Here is a 24120-nt window from a genome sequence, read left to right as displayed (position 1 = left end):
TTGGGGCAAAGGTTTCTTCTGCAGAATGTGCCAACTTTGTATCATTAAATAACAACAGTAAATCATACTAATAATGAATACAAAATCAAAAATCGCATTGGTAACCGGTGGAAGCCGCGGACTTGGAAAAAATGCAGCCCTTAAAATTGCCCAGAAAGGATTAGACGTTATCATAACCTATAACAGCAGCAGAGAAGAAGCGGATGCTGTGGTCAATGAAATAAAAGCATTGGGGCAAAAGGCCATTGCTTACCAGCTTGATACCAGGGATGTGAAAAGTTTCGATGCATTCATTAAAAACATCACAGATTATCTGGAAAGTGAAACCGGAAATTCAAATATTGATTATCTGGTTAATAATGCAGGAACCGCTTTGTACGCACCCATTACGGAAACTACTGAAGAACAGCTGGATGATATTGTAGATGTTCATTTCAAAGGAGTCTTCTTTCTGACCCAGAAAATGCTTCCTTTTATCAATGATGGCGGAGGAATCATTAATATTTCATCAGGACTGGCAAGATTTGCTTTACCCGGATCATCCGTATATGGCTCTATGAAGGCGGGAGTAGAGATGCTGACCAAATACATGGCCAAAGAATTAGGATCCCGCAGGATCAAAGCAAATGTAATTGCACCGGGAGCGATAGAAACAGATTTCGGAGGCGGAAGAACCAGAGATGATGAACATGTGAACTCAATGGTATCAAGCATCACAGCGTTGGGAAGAGCCGGACTTCCGGATGATATCGGCGGAGTAGTGGCCTTCCTGTGCACGGATGATGCCGGCTGGATCAACGGGCAGAGAATTGAAGCTTCGGGAGGAATGTTTTTGTAGAGGCGAAAAAGCGAAGAGGCAAAAGGGCAAAACAGCGAAAAGGTAGATTTGCTAATTTGATTTTACGAGATGTAAAGCAAAGAAGTAATCCTATATAATAGCCATAATAAACCGGTTCTGAAAAAGGACTGGTTTTTTTTCGTCGCGGAATGAATAGATAAGAAGTTTTATCAAATTTGCCTACCTTTAATATCAATAATAAACTTCATTCCTATGATTAAAGAATTTTTTAACCAGTTTCCCTATATCCTCGTAGGGCTTGAAGTTCTTTATCTTATAGGAATTATTTTTCTGGCTGGGAAAATTATCATGGATACGAAGAATACAAGTAAAACCCTGGCCTACCTCATGCTTATTATTTTTCTTCCTGTGGTGGGCATTATCATTTACTTTGTTTTTGGAGTGAATTACCGGAAAAATAAATTTTATACCTTTAAAATAGAACGGAATGAGCAGGTGTATCAGGCCGTTAGCACGTATATCAGGGAAACTCATCATAAAACCCTGGAACATCATAAAGAGGACATAGATCAGTTTCTGACGACCATTAATTTTCTTTATAATGCAGGACATTCTCCTTTGTCACAGGGAAATCATGCAGAAGTGCTGATCAACGGAGAAGGTAAATTTGAAAAAGTTTTTGAGGTTCTTGAAAGGGCCGTTCATCATATTCATTTGGAATATTATATTTATGATAATGATGAGATAGGGAACAGGCTGGCTGATGTATTGATCAGAAAGGCTGAAGACGGCGTGATTGTCCGTTTTCTGTATGATGATATGGGAAGCGGAAAAATAGGAAAAAAACTTCTGAGCAGACTGAAAGATGCCGGAGTGCAGGTTTCCCCTGTTAATAAAATTACGTTCAGGCTTTTGGCTAACCGGGTTAATTACCGAGATCACAGAAAAATGATCATTGTGGATGGGGCAGAAGTTTTTACAGGTGGAATCAATGTTTCCGATAAGTACATTAACCCTAACCCCGGTCAATATTGGAGGGATATCCATCTGTATATGAAAGGAGAGGCGGCTTTCTACTTTCAGTTTCTGTTTTTCAGCAACTGGGTTTTTGCAACGGAAAAAATTCCTGAAGTCTCCCAGCTTTATTTTACAAAAAAGGAAGGCGGGGGAAATTCATTGATTCAGACGGCGGCCAGCGGCCCGGATACCCAACCTTCTATTATGCTGAGTACAACATCTGCGGTGCTTTCTGCTAAAAAGAGAATTTATATTGTTACTCCTTATTTTGTTCCGGTTGAAACGGTGCTGAACGCGATTAAACAGGCTGCTCTTTCCGGTGCTGACGTCAGATTGATGGTCCCGAAATCCGGTGATTCCGTTATTGTAAATGCGGCTGCCTATTCTTACTACGAAGAGCTTTTAGAAAATAAAGTGAGGATATTTTTTTACAAAAAAGGTTTTATTCATGCCAAAACAATGCTAATAGATGATTATTTTTCATCGGTAGGTACAGCCAATATGGATGTGCGGAGTCAGGAACTGAATTTTGAAGTTAATGCATTGGTTTTTGACCAAAAGATCAACAGGAAACTTCAGGACCTTTTCCATGAGGATATGAATGACTGCGAAGAAATTTCCCTAGAATCCTGGAGAAAAAGGCCAAAATCCAAAGTTTTCTTTGAACATATGGCCAGACTGCTTTCTCCGCTGATATAAATTTTAAAGCCTGGAAAGGTTTTCTGTAGCTCTTTCCAAAGTCTCCTGTTTTTTGCGAACATAATCTGGACGCAAAGGAAGCTTAGAAAGCAAAGAAAGCCATTTGCCTTTTTTGCTTTCTTTACCATCTTAGCCTTTTCGCCATTTAGCCTCTTTGCCCTTTTGCCATAAAATCACAGTTTAGATAGGTTTTCTATAGCCCTCTCCAACGTTTCCTGTTTTTTCGCAAAACATAATCTGATCACATGATCGTTCCTTTTATTTTTGTAGAATGAGGAAAAGGGAACACTGGCTACTTTATGGTTGATGGTAAGTTCTGAAGCGAAGTCAAAATCATTTTTATCGGAAATTTTATCGTAGGTAAGGGCCTGGAAATAGGTTCCTTCACAATCGAGGAGTCCGAATGAGGTTCCTTCAAGGCCTTTTCTGAGGAAATCCCTCTTTTCCTGGAAAAAAGTATTCAGGTGATTGTAATGTTCATCGTTTTTCATGTATTCCGCCAAAGCGAGTTGGATAGGGGTATTTACACAGAATACATTGAACTGGTGAACTTTTCTGAACTCATCGGTAAGATTTTTAGGCGCTGCACAATAACCGGTTTTCCAGCCGGTAACGTGAAACAGTTTTCCAAACGACGCAACAAGAAGACTTCTTTCTTTCAGTTCGGGATAGCGGCAGATGCTCAGGTGCTTGTTTCCGTCAAAAACAATATTTTCATATACTTCATCACTGAGGATAAGAATAGAAGTATCTTTCACAAGTTTGATCAGCTCCTGCAGGTCATTTTCCTTTAAGATCTTTCCGGAAGGGTTATTCGGGTTGTTCAGGATAATCATTTTGGTTTTGTCGCTTACCAGATCTTTTACGATATTCCAGTCGATCTCATAATCCGGGGCTTTCATTTCAAAACGTTTTACAATGCCTCCGAAAAGCTCTACGGTAGGCTCATAACAGTCATACGCAGGTTCAAAAATAATTACTTCATCATCTTTTTTCACAAATGCCGCAATGGCAGTGAAAATAGCCTGGGTTCCTCCTGCGGTTACTGTAATTTCGGAATCAGGGTGATAAACGGCCTGGTTGCTGTTCTCAATTTTTCTTGCTATTTCTTCCTTTAGCGGGATCATTCCTCCCAGCGGGGCGTATTGGTTGAAGCCTTTTTGAATGAAATGGGTCACATGGTCCAGCAGTTCAGGATCCGGCATAAAGTCCGGAAATCCCTGAGAAAGGTTGATGGCCTCGTTTTCGTTGGCCAGTTGGGTCATCTGGCTGAAAATAGTGGTCCCTACATTGGAAAGCTTGGATAAAGGAAGTTGTATCATGAAGAGCAATTTTATTAAACCGAATTTAATTTATTTTTCGCAATCATGAAACAGTGATACGCAAAAAGGCTGCTTCTTCCGAAACAGCCTTCTATTTATTTTGCGTTATTTAAAAGAGTAGCATAGATTCTACTCTGTTGTTGCAATAGCCCAGGATTCCCCAGAACATTACGGTAGAACCACCCCATCCTGCAAGTGAAACCAGATGTTTTTTGAAGAATTTCTTATCATACAAATGTTCCACCATGTAGAGATGCTGTCTTTTGTAGCAACCAATTTTATTATTCCAGTTATCAAAGAACCAGAATCCAAGAGTAGGAACGAAGGGTGACATCACATATTTATTGGACCCATACGGGATAATGTCATCATACACCCGCAGCCATCCCGGACTGAAGGCTCCAAAGAAGGCCTGATACTGCTGGTTTTCAAAGGCATAATAGCTGTCGGGAAGCTGTTCTCCTGCTTCTGCCATCTGAACCAGCCCATTGACTTCGGCGTATTTTTGTATGGTTTCATTAAATGCTTTGGTTTCACGGAATTTCAAACCTTTCTGGTCACCGTAAACAAGGTATCTTTCTTCGCTGGAAAAAGTTCTTACGGTAATGACCGCAGACTGGTCTACAGGATTTTTTACGAGAGACGCTACAGGATACTTACCTTCGAGATCTGCAATCATGTCGACAGGCTGGCCGTCTGAGAAGTATTCAACGCGTACTTTATCAATGTTGATACCGTCCTGGGCAAATTCTTCCCGGATTTCCGGTGGTGCCGGTGGCAGGTCGGAGTTTTTGTTTAGCGCAGTGGCTGTTTTTTCTGCCACTGGTTCTTCAAATTGTTCATTGTTTTCACGGCAGCCTGATAGAATAAACAGGCATGCTGACAATCCTAAGATGGTCATGTTTCTGAGTTTCATATACAATAGTTTTTATGGTTGGTTAGTTTTTGAGAGCCGGATCATCTGAATAATATGGTCCGACTCTCATTTTAGTTTTAAATAAAGTTAAATGGATTATCAATTCCCTTTTATGTGAATTGGTAAGTGTAGGTGTTTTTCTAGTAAGTGTCAACAAATCAGAGATAAGTGTTAATTTTCCCGGGATAATTGGAATGAATAAAACCATTTGTTTTAACAAAAAAAGTCATAATTCACATCAATTTTGAGGAATAGAACCCGGATGGTAAAATCCTGGACCATATCATTTTGAATATCATGCTGATATTTACTGTTTGCCTGAAAGATCTTACCGGACTAATTCCTGCATTCCGTAGTGCAGGATGGCTTTTTCTTTCAGAGGATTGGTGCTCCAGTCTTCCCATTCGCAGGTGTAGGGATCATACCCGCATTTAAGCGGAGCAGAATACAGATCGTCCGGATTATCAGTGTAAGCACGACAATCGGTGCAGATATGCCTGAACTCACAGTCTTTACATTTTATAATCAGGTCTTTTGTAATATTCCAGTATTTTTTAAATTCCGGATGGTCCACAGCTTCCTGCAACGAGGTGCTTCTGATGTTTCCGAAACTTTCTTTCATACTGGGGCAGTTTTTGATATTGCCTTCTGTGTCTATACTTATCTTGCGGTTGAGACAGGAGTTATGAGCTAAAGACTCGGTGTACGTTGGAATATTAACCGAAAATAAACTGGTGTCTACCATCCCGCAGTGGTACTGACTGGTGATATGCTTTTCAGTCTGCAGGATGAATCCCATACCGTAAAGCCCCTCCTTGTATATTTTTTTTTCTGAAGCTCCGGATAGAGTAAGGTTACTGATTTTTCCGTTTGCGCTGACAAAAGATTCTGCTTTTTTATAAAATTCCCCGTCTTCTTTATCGAAAGGAAGTATAATTTCGACAGATTTGATCTGTGAGGGATTGATAAGTGCCATTATCCTGTCCAGCTCCTGCCATGTAACTTTTTTAAAGAACCGGAACTGAATGAAATTACAGCATAAAACTTCCAGTTGTTTTAAGAAAGATCCGTTAAAATAGGGGAGTTCATTCCACGCGTCCAGTATACAATGGGAAATATGGGCGGGAAACAACCATTCTTCAGTCATTTTTGGAAAAAGGGGAAAGTCCTCTGAGGAACAATAAAATGCCAGCTCATTTTCTTCCAGGAACTCAAAATATTCTTTTAATATTTCATTTCCTTCATCATCCAATTGTGAAACGGTTTCGGGGATATCAATATACCTTCCGTCCTTGAACAATGCACTGAAGGCATTCGGGACAGGGTAGATGTTCTGGCGCTGCAAATCGCAGATGACAGAACGTTCGGCCCCTTGTACGATGATACAGTGGCTGTACAAAAGTAATAATGTCTCAGTTATCACAAGAGAAATGTTTTAGAGTATGGTTTATAAAAAGGATCGGAAATCATAATCCGGGCATTGTATTTACCCAATTCTATGGATGCAGGCTTTTTATTTTCTTTATTTCTGCTCACATGTATTTCCCAGCTATCTACATTAAGAGGTAAAGAACCTCTGTTATCATCAATCCATTTTTTTATTTCTTCTTTTATTTTATCTTCTTTTTTCATCATCTTTCTTTTATAAGTTCAAGAGCAATTTCTCTTTCAATATCATAATTGCAGTTTTTTGACAGCCACTGGAACTGGCCTACAGGATTTACTTCCAGAAAGACATATTCTTTTTCAGGGGTGTAGATCATGTCTATAGAACCACAATTCAAATCAATGCTTTGCATAAAATGGTGCAGTTTTTCTTCAATTTCTTTTGGCAGCTGATAGGGAACGCATCGGTTCGGCCGTTCGGTATCATAATTCCTGAAATCTATTTTTGTTTTTTCGTTGGCTTGCGAGAAGATAGCCATGGTGTAGAATTTACCCTTCAGATAAAATATGCGGAGCTCATACTTTTTTTCGATGTATTGCTGGTAGAAAGCAGGGAATGACGTTTTTATATTCTGTTTCTGATCTACATCTTTTATATTGATCATTTCAGTCGCACAATGCATATGAACTTTATAATCATCGAGATTTAATTCATAATTACTGGAAGAAATAGCTTTTGTAATAATCTTTGTATGTTTTTGAGCAAATAGCAGTAATTCTTCAGCTTCATTGGTGATTAAAGTATCGGGAATTCTTAATCCTGTCTGTGATGCTACGATCAGGTTATCTGTTTTATTAGTGCCATTATCCGAATATGTATTGATTCTATTTTGGGAATGGGTTATGTTTTTATCAATTAATTTTAAAATATAATCCATTTCTTTTTTAAGATAATTCTGTGTAGGATAAGAAACATGAGAGGTTTTGTGATCCTTTGGTAAAGCTATCTCATCAAAAGAAAACGCACCCCTTCTGTACCATCTCCGGCTGATTTCATCAGAATCAAAAATGGTATTGATCGTGCTTCCTTTTATCCGGACATCTTTATTGATATGAATGGATACCTTATCAAGGGAGGCGATATCATTCTGCCGTTGTATTTTTTTGTGAATATCTAAATACAGAATCCAGTCAAGGATGTTGTTTGTAGAGGAATCATTCTGTGCCGACTGTATAAAAATCATACGAATAATTATTACGAAAAATATAATGGGTTAAAAATTCCTTCTAACCCATTATATTTTCTATTCAACATCACATGGAGATTACAATTTTGCTTCCATCTTTCAGATAAAGAATTTGTGTGGTCCAATGATTGGTGTCATTATTATAGACATTGATGTCGCTGGTTGTTGAAATTTCACGCCCCTGATAATAAGCAGGGCCACCGCCGGTTGCAACATTATATCCTCCTTTAATGACGCTCATTTTATCAGCTGTCATTGCTTCAAATTTCTCTGATTTTAAACTTTCTAGTTTCATGATATTGTGATTTTAGTTCTACTTCTGTCTTACCGCCGTGAAGTAATTGTTCAGCGTACAGCATTTTACTCAGGTGATCGCTGTGTCCTGTTTATTAAAAAAAATAATTAAAGAATTTTAAGACTATTTCGACTGAAAATAAGTAAGTCAAGAACTTAATTTACTGATTGAACAGTCTTATTACTGAATAGAAATAAAGTACTATTGTTTGTATGTTCCTTCAAAAATACATTTTCCATTAACATCATAAAGATATATTTTTTTGTCGGATATAGATACTTCATCACTTGCGTATTGCATCCCATTAGCCCAAACACCGTCTCTTGTACAGTCACCACCAAACACACGTTGCATTTGTTTTTTGTTAAGGACTTCGAATTTCTCTGATTTTAAACTTTCCAGTTTCATGATATTGTGATTTTAATTGTACTTCTGTCTTTCCGCCGTGAAGTAATTGTTCAGCGTACAGCATTTTGTTCAGGGATAGCTGTATCTTCCTGTTTCCTTTTTGATGTGAGGCCAATAAGGATAAACCTGTAATCCGTCGCGACCGGAATATACTTGCTGGTAACAATGTATATACAAGTTTAATCAGATTATGGTTAGAAATCCAGCCATAATTAGTAAGTGTAATGAGTTTGTAATTAAGTGAAAATAAAAATCAGTTAAGTGTGAATTAGTTTTGTCGGGAAAATCACTGACATGATTATTCTATAAAATCTATCCTGGCAAGGAAATCATTTTTCTTGCGTACGGAAACGTCAAGCACGGAATCATCCGTCATAATGACCTGCCCGCCTTTTCCTTTGATATATTCTTTAAGATGGAACAGATTGATCAGGTGCTTGTGATGAATCCTGAAAAAATTATACCTGATAAGATGTTCCTCAAAATCATGAAGTGTTTTGGAGACAATAATTTTGGTCTTATCTGTCAGATAAAAAGTAGTATAGCTTGAATCCGCTTCACAACGGATGATGTCATTAATATTGGTCAGTTTGAAACCCTGAAGGGTCGGCAGGCTGATTTTATTGTCGGATAATGAAATACCGGAAGAGCCTTTATTTTTTTTAATATGTTCCAGGACCTTATTGATGGCAATGATGAAATCCATTTTGTTGATGGGCTTCAGCAGATAATCTGCCGCACTGTTTTTAATAGCCTGAATCGCAAATTTTTCAAATGCCGTAATGAAAATAATCTGGGAATCCAGCTCCCTGAATTTTGAGAGCAGATCGAAGGCGGTACCGTCTTTCAGCTGAACATCCAGAAAGATAATGTCCGGTGAATTTTTGGAAAGATAGATATACGCTTCTTCCACACTGGATGCCTGAAATACAGTTTGGATCTCAGGAAATTCATTTTCCAGGAGGAGAGCAATATAATCTCTTCCATCCTGTTCGTCATCAATGATGCATGCTTGTATTTTGGTTTTCATAGGGTTTTATATAAAGTTTGATCTGAGTTCCCGGCCTCTGCTCTTTTTCAGAAAGGTCATAAATCTCTAATAGTATATGAGTCTCAAAAAGCTGCCTGAATGTTTCAATTCTTTTCTGAGATAATTTTACCCCGAAAGAATCTGCTTTTGCCTGTCTTCCGCTGCCGATGCCTACACCGTTGTCTTCAATGGTAACGCAGAGGGAGGTTCCGTCATGGTCAAATAATATCTCTATTTTTCCTTTTCTGCCCTTTAAGCCGGCCACTCCATGTTTGATGGCGTTTTCTACAAATGGCTGTATCAGCAGGGAAGGCACGATCCAGTTTGTATCCATCTTTTCAGAAATCCTGATGCGGTAATCAAACAGGTCTTTTAACCTGAGTTTTTCCATATCCAGATATAAAGACAGATATTCCGACTCTTCTTTGATGGGCATAAATGTTTTCTCAGAATAATGCAGGGTTTTCCTGATCATCCGGGCAAATATTTCAAGATAATTTTCCGTTTCCCGGTAATCTTTTTTATAGAGGAGAAACTGTATGGAATTAAGACAGTTGTAAATAAAATGGGGATTGATCTGTGCTTTAATGGCCTGAAGTTCCAGCTCGGCAATCTTTTTCTCATAATAAAGCGTTTCCAGCTTTTTATTTCTTTTTTTCTGGAAATACAGGGTAATGGCTATAAATAGAGCTGCAGCGCCGAGACTGATGATCATGGTCTTAAACCACCAGGTCTGCCAGAATTTCGGACGGATTTCAAAATAAAGCTTAGTAGGAGCATAAGACCGATTCCCATTGTACCCAATTCCAAAAACGGTAAAAGTATAGTTTCCCGGAGGCAGGGAATAAAAACTTATTTTCTGGGAACTGCTGGTCTGCCATACATTACTGAGCCCTTCAATTCTATAGCGGTAACTTATTTTTCCCTGTGAAGTAAAATCAGGGAAACTTACATTGAACGTAATATCATTATCGGGTGTTTGTCCCGTCAATGCCTGGTGGATATCGAAAATCTCCTTACCCCCGATCACAACAGAATTGATGATTACTTTTTTGTTAATAAATTTTTTTTGTTCCATCAGGCTTCTGGCCGAAAGAATACCAAGTCCCTTTGATGTACCTACAAACACAGTATCACCGGACAGTACGCAGCCGGCTACCGTATTGGAAGGAAGTCCGTCTGTTTGGGTGAAATTATTGATTTTAATATCATTTCCTCTCAGTTCTATTCTGCTGAGCCCATAATTGGTGCTTGCCCAGAAGATATTTTTATTCTCAACTTCTATTTTTTTGATCTGGCTGGTGGGCAGGCCTGTATTTTCGTTGATTTTCCGGATAATTGAGTTTTTATCAAAGAGAATGATCCCGTTCAGATTAGTTGCTCCGGCATATAAATTCTCTCCGAGTTTTTTCAGATCTGTGAAATAATACCCCTCCAGGAAAAGTTTTTTCTTTTTGGTAATTGTACTCACTTTATACAGATCTTTAAAACTTCCTGCAAACAGGCTGTCACGGGCATAGGGAAGGGCAGTATAGATCCTTTCTTTGCTGAGCACATCCGTATATTTTCTCGAACCATAGTTGTAGGCAAAAAGTCCTTCTGATGTACAGAGCAGTACAGATCCCGGTGTATAAGGAACAATATTTTTCAACACAAAATTGTTTAAAGAATGTGTCTCTTTGGATTTGATGTCATACTGAAAAAGCCTGCTCGTAAGACCGAATATAACTGTATTTCCTTCTGCAAAAATAGCTTTGTGCTCTATTCTGATATTCTTTTCAAAAATGAGATCCGTAACTTTTCCGTTGTGATAGACACCGCTTTTAGCTTCATTGTATCCAAGATATATCCCGTCATTGTTTTTGCCAATAACCGTAATGTGTGAGGTATTATTACTGATGGGGAGATGAATATAGTTTTTGAAAAAACGGTCTGCAATGAAAAAAAGTCCGTTGTTACGGGTAGAAAACCAGGTGTTGTTGTCCTTATCTATCAAAACATCACTGATGATGTAGTTTTCCATCATTTTTACAGGCCTTGAGAATTCTCTATTTTCCAGGAGCGACTCTTTGAAGTAAAGTGCTCCGCCTGATTTCAGAAACAGCCAGAGCCGGTAATTATTATCAACAATATGTTTGCCTATATTTTCCTGTACCCGGTAACTTTTAATTTTTTTAAAATAAGTCTTGTTATGCAGCTTATAAACATTAATATTTCTTTTATTTCTGAACACGAAAATATTACCTTTTCTGATGATGAAAGTACCTTTATCAGCGGTAATATTACAGAAGGTTTTCTTTCTGCTGATAACGTCATAGGCTATAATATTTTGATTGCTGCCTTTAAGATAAAGAATATGATCAGCCATGTTCAGGCCAAAGGCATAATAACCAGCCATAGATTTTTTTTTTGTAGCCAGCGGAATTCTGTTCACTTTTCCGTTGTTGTAGATATAAATGGTGTCAGGGCTGTAGGTGGAGTGTAAATACAGAGAACTTCCATCAATGTAATAGTCAGGATTATAAGAGAACTGTATTTTCTTAATTTCGCTGTTCATATCTGAGTTGATTACCTTTCCATTTTTGAAGTAGGCAAAATCATTCAGAAAAGGAGCAATGAAAACTTCTCCGTTGGAGAGGGGAAAACAGGAAAGGACATCAATGTTTTTCAATCCGTTTTTGCTGCCGAAATGTTTGAATTCCTTCCCATCAAACCGGAACATTCCGTTATCGCTTCCTATCCAGAGAAAACCGGAAGCATCCTGACTCAGCGAGTAGGTATATGAATTATTCAGGCCGTCTTCTTCATTATAATTGACCATCCCTGGGATCTGAGAAAAAAATAATGATGAGGAGTGCATGAGAAAAGAAAATAAAAGAAAAAGAAATATTTTTTTCACTCGGCATTGAATAATGCTGTAAATATATAATTTGCTTGATAATAATGCAATATAAACAGGGAAATAAGCTTTATTCCTAAATGAAAAAGCAGCAGAAACTTTAAAAATTTCTACTGCTCGTAATGATTTGTGTTTTATTTGCTTAGTTTTTAAAAATATATGAATATCCTATAATCAATTATTCTTTAATTAATTTGTGAACTGTAGCAGATCCTTTGGCATCCTGGATTTTAACAAGATAAATACCTTTATGCAGTTTATTTATGTTCAATGTTATAGAGTTTTTTCCAGCCTCTGCTTTTTGAGAATGGTCCATTACTGTTTTTCCCTGCATATCGGTCACTACAATCTTCACAGTAGTTTTATATTGGGATTCCATTGTTAATGTAACATCATCTTTTGCCGGATTTGGAACGAGTTTAGATGGGATCTCTGTAATACTTTCTTTTGGAATGGTAGGGCTTGGCGGGGTCTTTTCCATTCCGAAATTTTCAGAATCTCCATTGTTTTTTAACGTTTGTGCAGCATTCCAGAAATAGTTTTGCATAAACCCATTATTTCCCCTGTAGAATAATTTGTTGCCAGGTCCTACGCCTATAGAACCAGCTACATTATTGGCATTGGGAGCCTGCCAGCTGGTCTCCACCCAGTCATGAATCCAGGTATTATTGTTACTGCGGTAGTATAGATGCATCTTCCCGTCAGTACCACGGTAAAAAATCTGGTTACCTTCCCCAGCACTTACATCTCCGTACACATTGGCATCATTGTTTGTTCCCAGCCATTCATGCTGCCAGGAATTGGAGCCCCAGTAGTATCTGTGCATCCTATTGTCTGCGCCACGATAATAAACTGTATTGTTATTGTTTTTATCAATACTGATAGCTCCCGGAGCGGAATGGATATTATTATTTGAAGAAGCGTTACTTCCGGCAGGGTCCACATAGGCATGTACCCATGCATTATTACCCCAGTAATACATCTGCAGTTTTCCGTCTCCGCCTCTATAAAATATCTGTCCACCATTGCCCATTACAATATCTCCTGCAATTTTGGTATTATTATTAACAGCTCCTGAGATCACACCATGGTGCCATGCGTTATTACTCCAGTACAAAATATGCATTTTATCATCAGTGCCCCTGTAAATCACATCATTGTTGTCACCTAATACCAAACTATGGGGTGCAACATGTACATTGCCTCCTACCACACCATACTGCCAGGTATTGTTGGCCCAATACATTGTTCCTACATTTCCATTGGCATTTCTATAAAACACCTGATTTCCCAAACCTACAGCAATATCTCCACTTACTGCAGATGATCCGGAAGGCTGAACCGCTCCATGCTGCCAGCCTGCAGCAGTCGAGTAGTACAAATTAATTTTGTCATACTTTGTTCTGTAGAAAATTTGGTTACCAAGCCCAACTTGTACAACGTCATATGGACCGTTGTTAACTTTCCTGCTGTCATAATCTGACGGGAATTTGTAATGTCTCCAGCCAGCAGGGATAAGACCTTGTATGGATATTTGATTGGTATTACCAGGATCCAGATGTTCTTTAAGGCTTTGATTTGATGTTCCATTATTCCATGCTACAGATAGACGGCCAAAATGTGATATATTATTGGGAGGGCATACATATTTTGGTTTTGGTTCAGAAAATATACCGTTGGTAAATCCATCAATCTTTGTTGCAGTAGTGTGCCCCACAATTTTTCCTTCCTGATTGAATAAGGGGGATCCTGATGAGCCTCCTTCTATAGTACCGCTGTCAGGCCATGATTCCCACATTGTCCCTGATTGCCATCCTAATACAGGTGACGTATTAGGAGCTAAGGTTTGATTATCTAAAGTTATTTTTTTTGGATTTCCGTTAGGATGGTGAATCACAACACCTCTGGAAGGATTGTTTCCGGATCTGTCCCAACCGGGAAAATAGGGCTTATAAGAAGATGGTATTCTATCATTCAATTGAAGCAATAGCATATCAGAATAATTATTAGAGCTTACCCGGGTAGCTCCTGATATTTTAATAACATCATCGTTTTTTCTGTAATCTGAGTTAGGTCCGTCGCAATTTTCCTTCTCATGGTTAAAGTAGAAAACGCTGTTTGCGGGGTTGCTCAGTAAACCATAACAATGGTCAGCGGTCAGGAATAAAGGTTTTCCGTTAGTAGCCGTATTATTGATTAAAGATCCCGAGCAAAGTCCTTTACCCCCAATGGTAATAAGAGCAACCCCTCTTTTGTGAGTCTGCCATTCACTGCCGATATTGCAGTTAATATCATTGTGACATTTCAGGATTTTACCAGGTTTCTGGGTACCGCTTGCCAGATCAAATACATCAAGGAAATCATGAGATACATTACCTATAGTGAAGTATGGTGTTCCTTCTTTATAGCTGCTGTCTTTAATAACGAGTTCTACGATGATGATGCTTCCGGGGATCAGTTCAGTGGGAAATATGCCGCTCTCCGTATTGTAGGTCTTGGTGACCGGACCTACCACATAGCTCATATCTTCGTTATAAATAAAAAGGCTGGTGTCATCCGGAAGGCGCATGTTTTTGAAGATCAACATCATGGAATAAGCGTCTTTTGAGCTGATTCTGTACCGCCATACATGAAGATCATCTACTTTTTCCCATAGACCGGAATTTGTGGTTGTGATGTCAGTATCAAATTTTTTTGCAAAAATAACAGGAGCCGGCTGTTGGTCAGAATTATTTTCCTGCAACGTTTCCTGAATACTGAAAGCTGGACATACAAAAGTTTCGATGTCGGTGCTCAAACCATCATAAACGGTTGTTGTAGGATTCAGCAGAGCTTCCTGGGCTGATAATGCATTTCCCAGCAATGCGAATAGAACGAGGGGAATATTTTTTCTAAAAAGAATAGGTATTGTTTTCATAGTTATAGTTTAGATTAAAAGTTTTTATACGTCTGAACAATCCGGCAACGAATATTGGGATAAATTAAAACACATTCCGGCCCACAGGCTGGAATGTGTTTCACAATCATCATTATTTGGGCTCTACCCATGGAAGACCTCCCCATGGCATTGTGTAGATAGCTGGAATCCCGCCAATAGGTTGGTTGGGATTTAGAACAATAGGTGGCTGGGCTGGATTAATTGCCCCCGGACTACTTGGCGTAATAAAAGCGGTTCCACCTGCAATAGAATTCATTTGTTTTTTCTTAAGGACTTTTCCCGTGATTTTTTTCATGATAATTTTTTTTGGTTAACATGACGAAAATAAAGAAGAGCTTTAATAAAAAACAGGAACAACTAGTAAGTGCGTAGGCCGGGAAAGTAAATGCGAAAAGGAAAATTTTTAATCAGTATTCCCTATTTTATGAAGAAATTCATTTTTTTTTCGGAAAGATACATCCAGAACGGAGCCGTCACTCATCACAACCTGTCCGCCTCTGCCTTTAATATATTCCTGAAGGTGATCCACATTAATCAGGTGCTTGTGGTGTATTCTGAAGAAATTAAGCTCGGGAAGGGTCAGTTCAAATTCATGGAGCGTTTTGGATACCATTATTTTCGTTTTATTGATCAGATAAAACGTCGTATAGCTTGAATCTGCTTCACAACGGACGATATCGGCAATATTGATGACTTTGAATCCCTGAAGGGTAGAAAGAATGACTTTATTATCCTGCAGGGGATTGGTATGCACAGGCTGTGTTTTTTTTATATTTTCCAAAGCCTTGTTGACCGCAACAATAAAATCTATTTTTTTGATGGGTTTCAAAAGATAATCGGTTGCTCCGTTCCTGATGGCCTGGATGGCATAGTTTTCATAAGCCGTAATAAAAATGATCTGTGAGGGAATTTTATTGAATTTTGATAACAGATCAAAGGCTGTACTCTCATTAAGCTGGATATCTAAAAAAATAATGTCCGGGGTAATTTTTAAAAGATTTTTATAGGAATCTTCAATATTTGAGGCCTGAAAAACAATCTCAAACTCAGGAAACTCTTTTTTCAGTAAAAGGGCAATATAATCTCTCCCATGTTTCTCATCATCGATGATGCAGATTCGTGTTTTGGTTTTCATATGGTGCAATGTATAGTTTAACTTGTGTTCCTCGTCTTTTTTGTTCAGAAAGATTGATGATTTCCAAACTGATATCGGTTTCAAAAAGCTGCTGGAAGGTTTTAATCCTTTTTCTGGATAATTTCAATCCAAAGGAATTTTTTCTGGTAAGCGGTTCATTTTTAATACCTGTACCGTTATCTTCAATCGTAATGCACAGTGTTGAATCCTGCTGATCAAAAGAAATTATAATGTGGCCTTTCCGGTTTCTTAAGGCTGAAATTCCATGTTTGATGGCGTTTTCTACAAAAGGCTGTATCAGCAACGATGGAATCACCCAGCTTTTACTGACATTCTCAGAAATGTATATTTTATAGTCGAAGGCCTCATCCCAGCGCAGTTTTTCCATGTCAAGATACAGGGACAGATAGGCAATCTCTTCTTCTATGGGCATAAATGTTTTTTCCGAATAATAAAGGGTCTTCCGGATCAGATCTGAGAAAATATCCAGGTAATTATCCGCCTCTTTATAATCTTCTTTTAACAGCAGAAACTTAATAGAATTAAGACAGTTATAAATGAAGTGAGGATTGATCTGTGCTTTAATGGCCTGCAGCTCCAATTCCGCAATCTTTTTTTCGTGGTAAAATTGTTCCAGTTTTTTATTTCTTTTTTTCTGCAGATAGGAATTGATGAGAGCGGAAATCATAACTATGGCAATGGCCGCCAGCAAAAGTTTGAACCACCAGGTCTGCCAGAATTTTGGTTTGATTTCAAAATAAAGGTTAGAGGAAGTATAAGACTGTTTACCGTTATAGCCAAGGCCATACACGCTGAAAATATATTTTCCGGGTGGAATGGAGTTGAATATGATCTTCGGGGAACTGCTGACCTGCCACACATCATCAAGTCCTTCCACTTTGTATTTGTAACTTATTTTTCCCTGCGAGGCATAATCGGGAAAACTTAGGTTGAAAGTGATAGGGTGGTCGGTATAACCGGTGAGGTCTTCATTCAGATGGTAATATTCATTATCCTTAATGGTTACGGAATTGATAATAACTTTTTTATGGATGAATTTTTCCTGGGTTAACAGCTTTTTGATAGAAAATACTCCCAGCCCTTTGGAGGTACCGATGAAAGCAGTATCATTCCTTATGACGCAGCCCGCAACAGCATTGGAAGGAAGGCCATCCGTTTGCGTAAAATTATTGATAAGGAATTTACTGCCTGTGAGTTCAATTCTGGATATCCCGGAACTGGTACTTGCCCAGAACGTATTTTTATTTTCAATCTCTATTTTTTTTATCTGGTCGTCTATTAATCCATCTTTCTTTTCAATCTTCCTGACAATGCCTTTTTCATTGAAAATAATGATCCCGTTGAGGTTGGTGGCTCCCACATACAGATCATCCCTTAATTTTTTGAGGTCTGTAAAATAGTACCCTTTCAGAAATAAAGTCTTTTTTCCCGTCCTGATATTCAGTTTGTACAGATCGCTGAAATTCCCCGTAAACAAGCTTTCTTTTGTGTAGGGAAGAGCCGTATATACCCTTTCATTGAGCAGGTTTGTAGCTTTTCCGGTTTTTAAATGGTATGATACCAGATTTTGGGCGGTGCAGAACAGGACCGTATCCCGGTTGTAAGGAACAATATTTTTTGAATTGTACAATAGCTCTGTACTTCTGTTTTGGAATAGATCGTAAATAATAATTTTATTGGACAGTCCGAAAATAGAAACATTATCGTTGATGTACACCGATTTATTTTCATCCTTACTATTTTTGTTCAGATTAATATCCCGTATTTTGCCGCTTTTGTCGATAATCGCTCCTGCTGACTTGTTGTAGCCCAGGATAATATGGTTGTCATCCCTGGCAATCGCCTTGATATATTCGGAATTATCTTTTACAGAAGATCTGATGTAGTTGGCAAACAGTGTTTTGGTAATGAAAAATACACCGCTGTTCCTTGAATTGAACCATACATTATCATCCTGATCTGTCAGAACATTGTTGATCACATATTCACCCAGTATTTTGACGGGTTCTGCAAATTCTTTTCCGGGTTTCTGTAAGGGCTGGTCAAAGTATAATACACCTCCGTTTTGTATATTCAGCCACAGCTTATTGTTTTTGTCGATCATCCCGTAGAACACGTCCTCCTTTGTGTGATAAGTATGAATTTTCCTGATGGTATATGCGTTGGTTAGCTGATAAATATCTATCCGTCCTTGATTGTTAAACACAAAAAGATCATCCTTTTCACAGATAATTGCTCCCGGATTGATTTTTATTTCCTTTTCTTTCCCGGTCATCATATTGTATGCGAGAATTTTGCCTTTCTGTGGTTGGTTTAAATAGAGATGGTTCGTTCGGAAGTCAAATTTTATAGTTTCAAACTCTCTTCCTCTGTAATTTAAAAGAATCGGGGTCTTTCTTACTTTTCCATTTTCGTAGATAAAAATATTTTCAGGATTACCGTTGCCGTACAGATAAAGCCTGTTTCCGTTGCTGATTATTTTAGGGATCGATCCCGAAAACTGGTTTTTTACATAATTATTGATATTTAAATTGATCACCCTGCCGTTTTTCAGATAAGCAAAATCATTCAGAAAGGGAAGGATAAAGATCTCGCCATTGGGCAGGGGTTCACAGGATATAATGTCAACGTTTTTCAGTCCTTCGTTTTTACCATACTGTTTGAATTCCTTACCGTCAAACCTGAATAATCCGTTGTCGCTGCCTATCCATATAAATCCGTTGCGGTCCTGTTTCAGACGGTATGTATATGAGCTGTTCAGGCCGTCTTCTTCATTATAATTGATCATTCCGGGAATCTGGGCAGGAAATAATGATGAAAACAGTTCTATGCAGGAAAATAAAAGAAAAATAAATATTTTTTTCACATGGTATTGAATAATGTTGTAAATATATAATTTGATTGATAATAACACAATCTTTATAACTGAATATTGAAAAATTCAGACTGAAAAAATTCGGATAATTTTGTACAATTTCGTACTTTTGTATGTTTGCTGAAATCATATATGTCACAAGAAATAAATCCAATCTACTCCGAAGATAATATCAGAACCCTCGACTGGCAGGAACACATCCGTCTGCGCCCCGGAATGTATATCGGGAAGCTCGGAGACGGGTCTTCCGCAGATGACGGTATTTACATTCTCCTGAAAGAAATCCTGGATAACTCCATTGATGAGTTCAGAATGAAGGCAGGGAAAAGAATTGAAATAAAACTGGATGACGGTAAAGTCAGTATCCGTGACTTTGGCCGTGGAATTCCTTTGGGAAAAGTAGTAGATGCCGTTTCCAAAATGAATACGGGAGGAAAGTACGACAGTAAAGCCTTCAAGAAATCCGTAGGTCTGAATGGGGTAGGTACCAAAGCGGTCAATGCACTTTCAGAGTACTTCCGGGTAAGATCTTTCCGTGAAGGAAAAATGAAGGTGGCGGAATTTTCCAGAGGTCTCATCACCGAGAACCACGAAGAAAGAGACACCTCAGACCGTAACGGGACTGAAATTTCTTTCATTCCTGATGGTGAAATCTTCCTTCATTTCAAATACAGAAAAGAATATATCGAGAAAATGCTGCGCAACTATGCGTATCTGAATCCCGGTCTTAAAATTCTTTTCAATGGGGAAACCTACTATTCTGAAAACGGTCTTAAAGATCTTTTGGAGGAAGAAATGGAAAATGAAATTCTCTATTCCATTATTCACCTGAAAGATAATGATATAGAAGTAGCGATCACGCATTCTGACAAATCACAGACGGAAACGTATTTTTCTTTTGTAAACGGACAGAATACCACGCAGGGGGGAACGCATCTTAATGCTTTCCGTGAAGCCTATGTAAAAACGATCCGCGAATTTTTCAATAAGAATTTTGATGCATCAGATATCAGAAAGTCTATTATTGCAGCGGTTTCCATAAATGTGGAAGAACCCGTATTCGAATCCCAGACCAAAACCAAGCTTGGATCCAATGATATGGGACCCAACGGACCCACAGTAAGGACCTTTATTATTGATTTCCTGAAAAGTAAACTGGATAATTTCCTCCATAAAAATCCTGAAATTGCCGAGGCGATCCAGAGAAAGATCCTCATCTCCGAAAGAGAAAGAAAAGAACTTTCCGGAATTCAGAAGCTGGCAAGAGAAAGAGCCAAAAAAGTATCTCTGCACAACAAAAAACTGCGCGACTGCAGACAGCACTATAACGATCAGAAAAACGAAAGAAAAGGAGAAACCCAGATCTTCATCACCGAGGGAGATTCCGCATCCGGATCTATTACAAAATCCAGAGACGTGGAAACGCAGGCCGTATTCTCCCTGAAAGGGAAACCGCTGAACTGCTACGGGCTGACTAAAAAAGTGGTGTACGAGAATGAGGAATTCAACCTTCTGCAGGCTGCCCTGAACATTGAAGAAAGTCTGGAAGATCTCAGATACAACCAGGTGATTATTGCTACCGATGCCGATGTGGATGGGATGCACATCCGTCTTCTGATGATCACGTTCTTTCTTCAGTTTTTCCCGGATCTTATCAAAAACGGACACCTTTATATTCTTCAGACCCCATTGTTCCGGGTTAGAAATAAAAAGGAAACCAGATACTGCTATACAGAAATGGAAAGAATAAAAGCATTGAATGAGCTTGGCAAAAACCCTGAGATTACCCGATTTAAGGGACTTGGGGAGATTTCACCGGACGAGTTCAAGCATTTTATAGGGAAAGATATCCGCCTGGAACCTGTGGTAGTAGGAAAAGATCAGACCATAGAGCAGCTATTGGAATTCTACATGGGTAAAAATACACCGGATAGGCAGGTGTTTATCCTTGAGAACCTGGTAGTGGAAGATACAGATATTGATAAAAAAGAGATATTGGATGAAGCTATGAATTAAAAACTAATAACAACCAACCAGACACAAAACGAAAAAAATGAGACTTAGTAACCGCAACAAAGCTTCTGTGTACAATTTTGTACATACGCTTCTGCTTATGATGGTCATATTTGGCATCGCCGTATTTTTATTGAATGAATACAGGTTCAACGCCTTAGAAGAAGAAAGTTATATCTTTCTTATTGTTCCAGTCATACTTTTAATAACTTTTCATCTGAATGGCAGACAGATCTTTGAATATGACAGTGATGGGGAAGCACTGAACTTTAAGAACAGGAATATCATCCCCTTTTTGGACAGGCCCCTTCATGATGAATTTCCAAAATATAAACTGATCTCCTATGAGCTTGTAAAAATTTTGTTTATCAAAAGATTATACATTAACATATCAAGCAGGAATGGTGGCTCTACCATACTTAAATATGAAATATCCTATTTGAGTAAAAAAGAAATAAATGATTTAAAACTCTCTCTGAATAAAGTAGTGATAGCTAATAAAGAGAAAAACGATTAAAACTGATGATGACAGACGAAAACTCGCACGAAGGTGAGAGCTTGAAAAAAGTCTCAGGACTTTATAAAGACTGGTTTCTGGACTATGCTTCCTATGTAATTCTTGATAGAGCGATTCCATCCGTGTATGACGGGCTCAAGCCCGTTCAGAGAAGGATCATGCACTCTATGCGGGAACTGGAAGACGGACGTTATAATAAAGTGGCCAATATCGTGGGGAATACCATGAAGTATCACCCTCACGGGGATGCCTCCATTACGGATGCTATGGTACAGATAGGGCAGAAAGAACTCCTGATAGATACCCAGGGAAACTGGGGGAACATCTATACCGGAGACTCTGCTGCTGCGGCCAGGTATATTGAAGCCAGGCTGACCCCTTTCGCACTGGAAGTGGTCTTTAACCCTAAAACAACGGAATGGGCAAAATCCTATGACGGAAGAAATAATGAACCTATTGATCTTCCCGTAAAATTCCCGCTGCTTCTGGCACAGGGGGTAGAAGGGATCGGGGTAGGGCTTTCCACGAAAATTCTTCCCCATAATTTCAATGAGCTGATTAACGCATCCGTGGCTTACTTAAAAGGAAAGAAATTTGAACTTTTCCCGGACTTTCTCACCGCAGGATATCTGGATGTTTCCGAATATAATGACGGGCACAGAGGAGGAAAAGTGCGGGCAAGAGCAAGAATTACCCAAACCGACAAGCACACGCTCGTTATTTCCGAGCTTCCTTTCTCAAAAACAACCACCGACCTGATAGATTCTATCCTGAAGGCCAACGAAAGAGGAAAGATCAAGATCAAAAAGATAGAGGATAATACTTCTGATAAGGTGGAAATCCTTGTTCATCTTCATAATGATGTGTCGCCGGATAAAACCATTGATGCCCTGTATGCATTCACGGACTGTCAGGTAACGATTTCTCCGAACGCGTGCGTGATCGTAGGAGACAAGCCTATGTTCATGAATGTTTCCGATATCCTGAAAATGAATACGGATCACACCGTTTCTTTGCTTAAAAAAGAACTGGAAATAGAGCTTCACGAACTTCAGGAAAGCTGGCATTTCTCCTCACTGGAAAGGATCTTCATCGAAAACAGGATCTATCATGACATTGAAGAAGTAAAAACCTGGGAAGATGTTCTGAAAACGATTGATAAAGGGCTAAAACCTCATACCAAACATCTTTTAAGGGCGGTAACGGAAGAAGATATTTTAAAACTGACCGAGATCAGGATCAAGAGGATTTCCAGATTCGATTTAGATAAATTTAAAGAAAACATCGCAGCCCTTGAAGGTAAAATAGAGCAGGTGAAACATCATCTGGCCAATTTGATTGCGTATGCCATTGAATACTATTTAAACATTCAGAAAAAATACGGTAAAGACAGACAGAGAAAGACCGAGCTCAGGATTTTTGATACCATTGATGCCACAAAAGTAGCGGTAGCCAACGAGAAGTTCTATGCCAATTTTGAAGAGGGATTTATTGGAACCTCTTTGAAAAAGGATCAGTACCTGTTTGACTGTTCAGATATTGACGATATCATTATCTTCAGAAAGGACGGAACGATGAAGGTGGTAAAAGTAGATGCCAAAACATTCGTCGGAAAAGACATCCTGCATGTAGCCATCTGGAAAAAAAATGATAAAAGAACGGTCTATAACATGATCTACCGCGAAGGCAGGGACGGTCCTTATTATATGAAACGTTTTTCCGTAACTGCGGTGACAAGAAACACGGATTATCCGCTGGCTTCGGATAAAAAAGGCTCGGAGACTCTGTATTTCTCAGCCAATCCGAACGGAGAAGCAGAAACGGTTACCGTTCTTTTAAAACCGAATCCAAGGATCAGGAAGAATAAAATGGAAATTGATTTCTCCGATCTGGCGATCAAAGGAAGAGATTCCAAAGGAAACCTGGTCACCAAATATTCCGTGAAGAAAGTAGATCTGAAGGAAGAAGGCGTTTCTACACTGGCTCCCCGCAAGATCTGGTTTGATGATACCGTAAGAAGGCTGAATGCAGATGCGAGAGGAACACTTCTGGGAAGTTTCAAAGGGGATGACAGGATTCTGACCATCAATACCAACGGTGAAGTAAAGCTGGTTTCTTTCGATCTGGGCAACCGTTTTGACGACGAATACCTGGTACTGGAAAAATGGAAGCCGCAGCAGCCGGTAACCTGCATTTATTATGACGGGGAAAAAGACATGTACTTTATCAAAAGGTTCCTGCTGGAAAATACGGTGAACCTACAGACGTTTATGCCTTCCGAACATCCCAAATCGTTTATTGAAAACGTGATTGTGGCCGATGGAGCAACGGCAGAGATTATTTTTGCCAAAGACAAAGGAAAAGACCGTGATCCGGAAACCATCAGTATTGATGAGTTCATTGCTGTAAAAGGAATAAAGGCAATTGGGAACCAGTTTACGAAATTTAAAGTTAAAACGATCAACATAACGGTTCCGGAACCGGTAGAAGAGGAACCCGAAGTGTATGAAGAGCCGGAAACCGGAGACGGTATTGTGGATGATGACCGCACCGTCATAGGAGATCTTTTTGAAACCGGAGAACCTGAAAATTAAGAATTAAAA

Annotated in this window: 18 protein-coding genes; 5 read left to right on the top strand and 13 right to left on the bottom strand. The window is 38.9% G+C overall.

The window, feature by feature from the left end; all coding sequences use genetic code 11:
* Window positions 1-73 precede the first annotated feature (73 nt).
* Both B7E04_RS16035 and cls read left to right on the top strand, forming a co-directional pair.
* Window positions 74-838 carry an SDR family NAD(P)-dependent oxidoreductase gene (locus tag B7E04_RS16035; protein WP_080779521.1) on the top strand — a complete coding sequence of 255 codons (765 nt, stop codon included), beginning with the start codon at window positions 74-76 and terminating at the stop codon, window positions 836-838.
* Window positions 839-1051: 213 nt separating this feature from the next.
* Window positions 1052-2515 carry a cardiolipin synthase gene (gene cls / locus B7E04_RS16030; protein ID WP_080779520.1) on the top strand — a complete coding sequence of 488 codons (1464 nt, stop codon included), beginning with the start codon at window positions 1052-1054 and terminating at the stop codon, window positions 2513-2515.
* 173 nt (window positions 2516-2688) lie between these two features.
* Here the strand turns inward: cls and B7E04_RS16025 are convergent, their stop codons facing one another.
* From B7E04_RS16025 to B7E04_RS15965, 13 genes are all read right to left on the bottom strand, one after another.
* Window positions 2689-3837: a methionine aminotransferase gene (locus B7E04_RS16025; RefSeq protein WP_080779519.1), complete on the bottom strand. Its 1149-nt coding sequence runs from the start codon at window positions 3835-3837 to the stop codon at window positions 2689-2691.
* Window positions 3838-3946: 109 nt separating this feature from the next.
* Window positions 3947-4753 carry a hypothetical protein gene (locus B7E04_RS16020; RefSeq protein WP_080779518.1) on the bottom strand — a complete coding sequence of 269 codons (807 nt, stop codon included), beginning with the start codon at window positions 4751-4753 and terminating at the stop codon, window positions 3947-3949.
* Between the two features lie 328 nt (window positions 4754-5081).
* Window positions 5082-6176, bottom strand: a complete 1095-nt coding sequence (gene gwsS, locus B7E04_RS16015; RefSeq protein ID WP_165439455.1) for a grasp-with-spasm system SPASM domain peptide maturase — start codon at window positions 6174-6176, stop codon at window positions 5082-5084.
* The gene (locus tag B7E04_RS16010) at window positions 6173-6385 is read right to left on the bottom strand and encodes a hypothetical protein (protein WP_165439454.1); all 213 of its coding nucleotides are present in this window, start codon (window positions 6383-6385) and stop codon (window positions 6173-6175) included. The genes gwsS and B7E04_RS16010 overlap by 4 nt, the downstream gene beginning before the upstream one ends.
* Window positions 6385-7383, bottom strand: coding sequence for a grasp-with-spasm system ATP-grasp peptide maturase (gene gwsG, locus B7E04_RS16005; RefSeq protein ID WP_080779515.1), 999 nt, complete (start codon window positions 7381-7383; stop codon window positions 6385-6387). The genes B7E04_RS16010 and gwsG overlap by 1 nt, the downstream gene beginning before the upstream one ends.
* A 70-nt stretch (window positions 7384-7453) precedes the next feature.
* A complete protein-coding gene (locus tag B7E04_RS16000) occupies window positions 7454-7681 on the bottom strand; it encodes a hypothetical protein (protein WP_139785417.1) in 228 nt (75 codons plus the stop codon).
* A 201-nt stretch (window positions 7682-7882) separates the two neighbouring features.
* Complete coding sequence (locus B7E04_RS15995) at window positions 7883-8089, bottom strand: hypothetical protein (RefSeq protein WP_080779513.1); 207 nt, start codon at window positions 8087-8089, stop codon at window positions 7883-7885.
* Window positions 8090-8387: 298 nt separating this feature from the next.
* Window positions 8388-9119, bottom strand: a complete 732-nt coding sequence (locus B7E04_RS15990; RefSeq protein WP_080779512.1) for a LytR/AlgR family response regulator transcription factor — start codon at window positions 9117-9119, stop codon at window positions 8388-8390.
* Window positions 9088-11940 (bottom strand): sensor histidine kinase, encoded by a 2853-nt coding sequence (locus B7E04_RS15985; RefSeq protein ID WP_165439453.1) that lies wholly within the window; start codon window positions 11938-11940, stop codon window positions 9088-9090. Before B7E04_RS15985 ends, B7E04_RS15990 begins: the two co-directional genes overlap by 32 nt.
* Before the next feature lie 256 nt (window positions 11941-12196).
* Entirely contained in the window at window positions 12197-14935 is a 2739-nt protein-coding gene (locus B7E04_RS15980) for a T9SS type A sorting domain-containing protein (protein ID WP_080779510.1), read from the bottom strand.
* A gap of 112 nt (window positions 14936-15047) precedes the next feature.
* Window positions 15048-15251: a hypothetical protein gene (locus B7E04_RS15975; RefSeq protein ID WP_080779509.1), complete on the bottom strand. Its 204-nt coding sequence runs from the start codon at window positions 15249-15251 to the stop codon at window positions 15048-15050.
* A gap of 108 nt (window positions 15252-15359) precedes the next feature.
* Window positions 15360-16091 (bottom strand): LytR/AlgR family response regulator transcription factor, encoded by a 732-nt coding sequence (locus B7E04_RS15970; protein ID WP_080779508.1) that lies wholly within the window; start codon window positions 16089-16091, stop codon window positions 15360-15362.
* On the bottom strand, window positions 16057-18978 hold the full coding sequence (locus tag B7E04_RS15965; RefSeq protein ID WP_080779507.1) for a sensor histidine kinase: 2922 nt from the start codon (window positions 18976-18978) through the stop codon (window positions 16057-16059). Before B7E04_RS15965 ends, B7E04_RS15970 begins: the two co-directional genes overlap by 35 nt.
* Before the next feature lie 141 nt (window positions 18979-19119).
* Here B7E04_RS15965 and B7E04_RS15960 point away from each other — a divergent pair, with 141 nt between their 5' ends.
* The 3 genes from B7E04_RS15960 to B7E04_RS15950 are packed head-to-tail and all read left to right on the top strand — an operon-like array spanning window position 19120 to window position 24111.
* A complete protein-coding gene (locus B7E04_RS15960; protein ID WP_080779506.1) occupies window positions 19120-21003 on the top strand; it encodes a DNA topoisomerase IV subunit B in 1884 nt (627 codons plus the stop codon).
* Window positions 21004-21040: 37 nt separating this feature from the next.
* Window positions 21041-21517 (top strand): hypothetical protein, encoded by a 477-nt coding sequence (locus tag B7E04_RS15955; protein WP_080779505.1) that lies wholly within the window; start codon window positions 21041-21043, stop codon window positions 21515-21517.
* A gap of 5 nt (window positions 21518-21522) precedes the next feature.
* Entirely contained in the window at window positions 21523-24111 is a 2589-nt protein-coding gene (locus B7E04_RS15950) for a DNA gyrase/topoisomerase IV subunit A (protein ID WP_228439962.1), read from the top strand.
* Window positions 24112-24120 lie beyond the last annotated feature (9 nt).

It is taken from the genome of Chryseobacterium phocaeense, from assembly GCF_900169075.1.
Classification (GTDB): domain Bacteria; phylum Bacteroidota; class Bacteroidia; order Flavobacteriales; family Weeksellaceae; genus Chryseobacterium; species Chryseobacterium phocaeense.
Note: the sequence above shows the minus strand (reverse complement) of the source record. Positions and strands in the feature narration are given on the sequence as shown.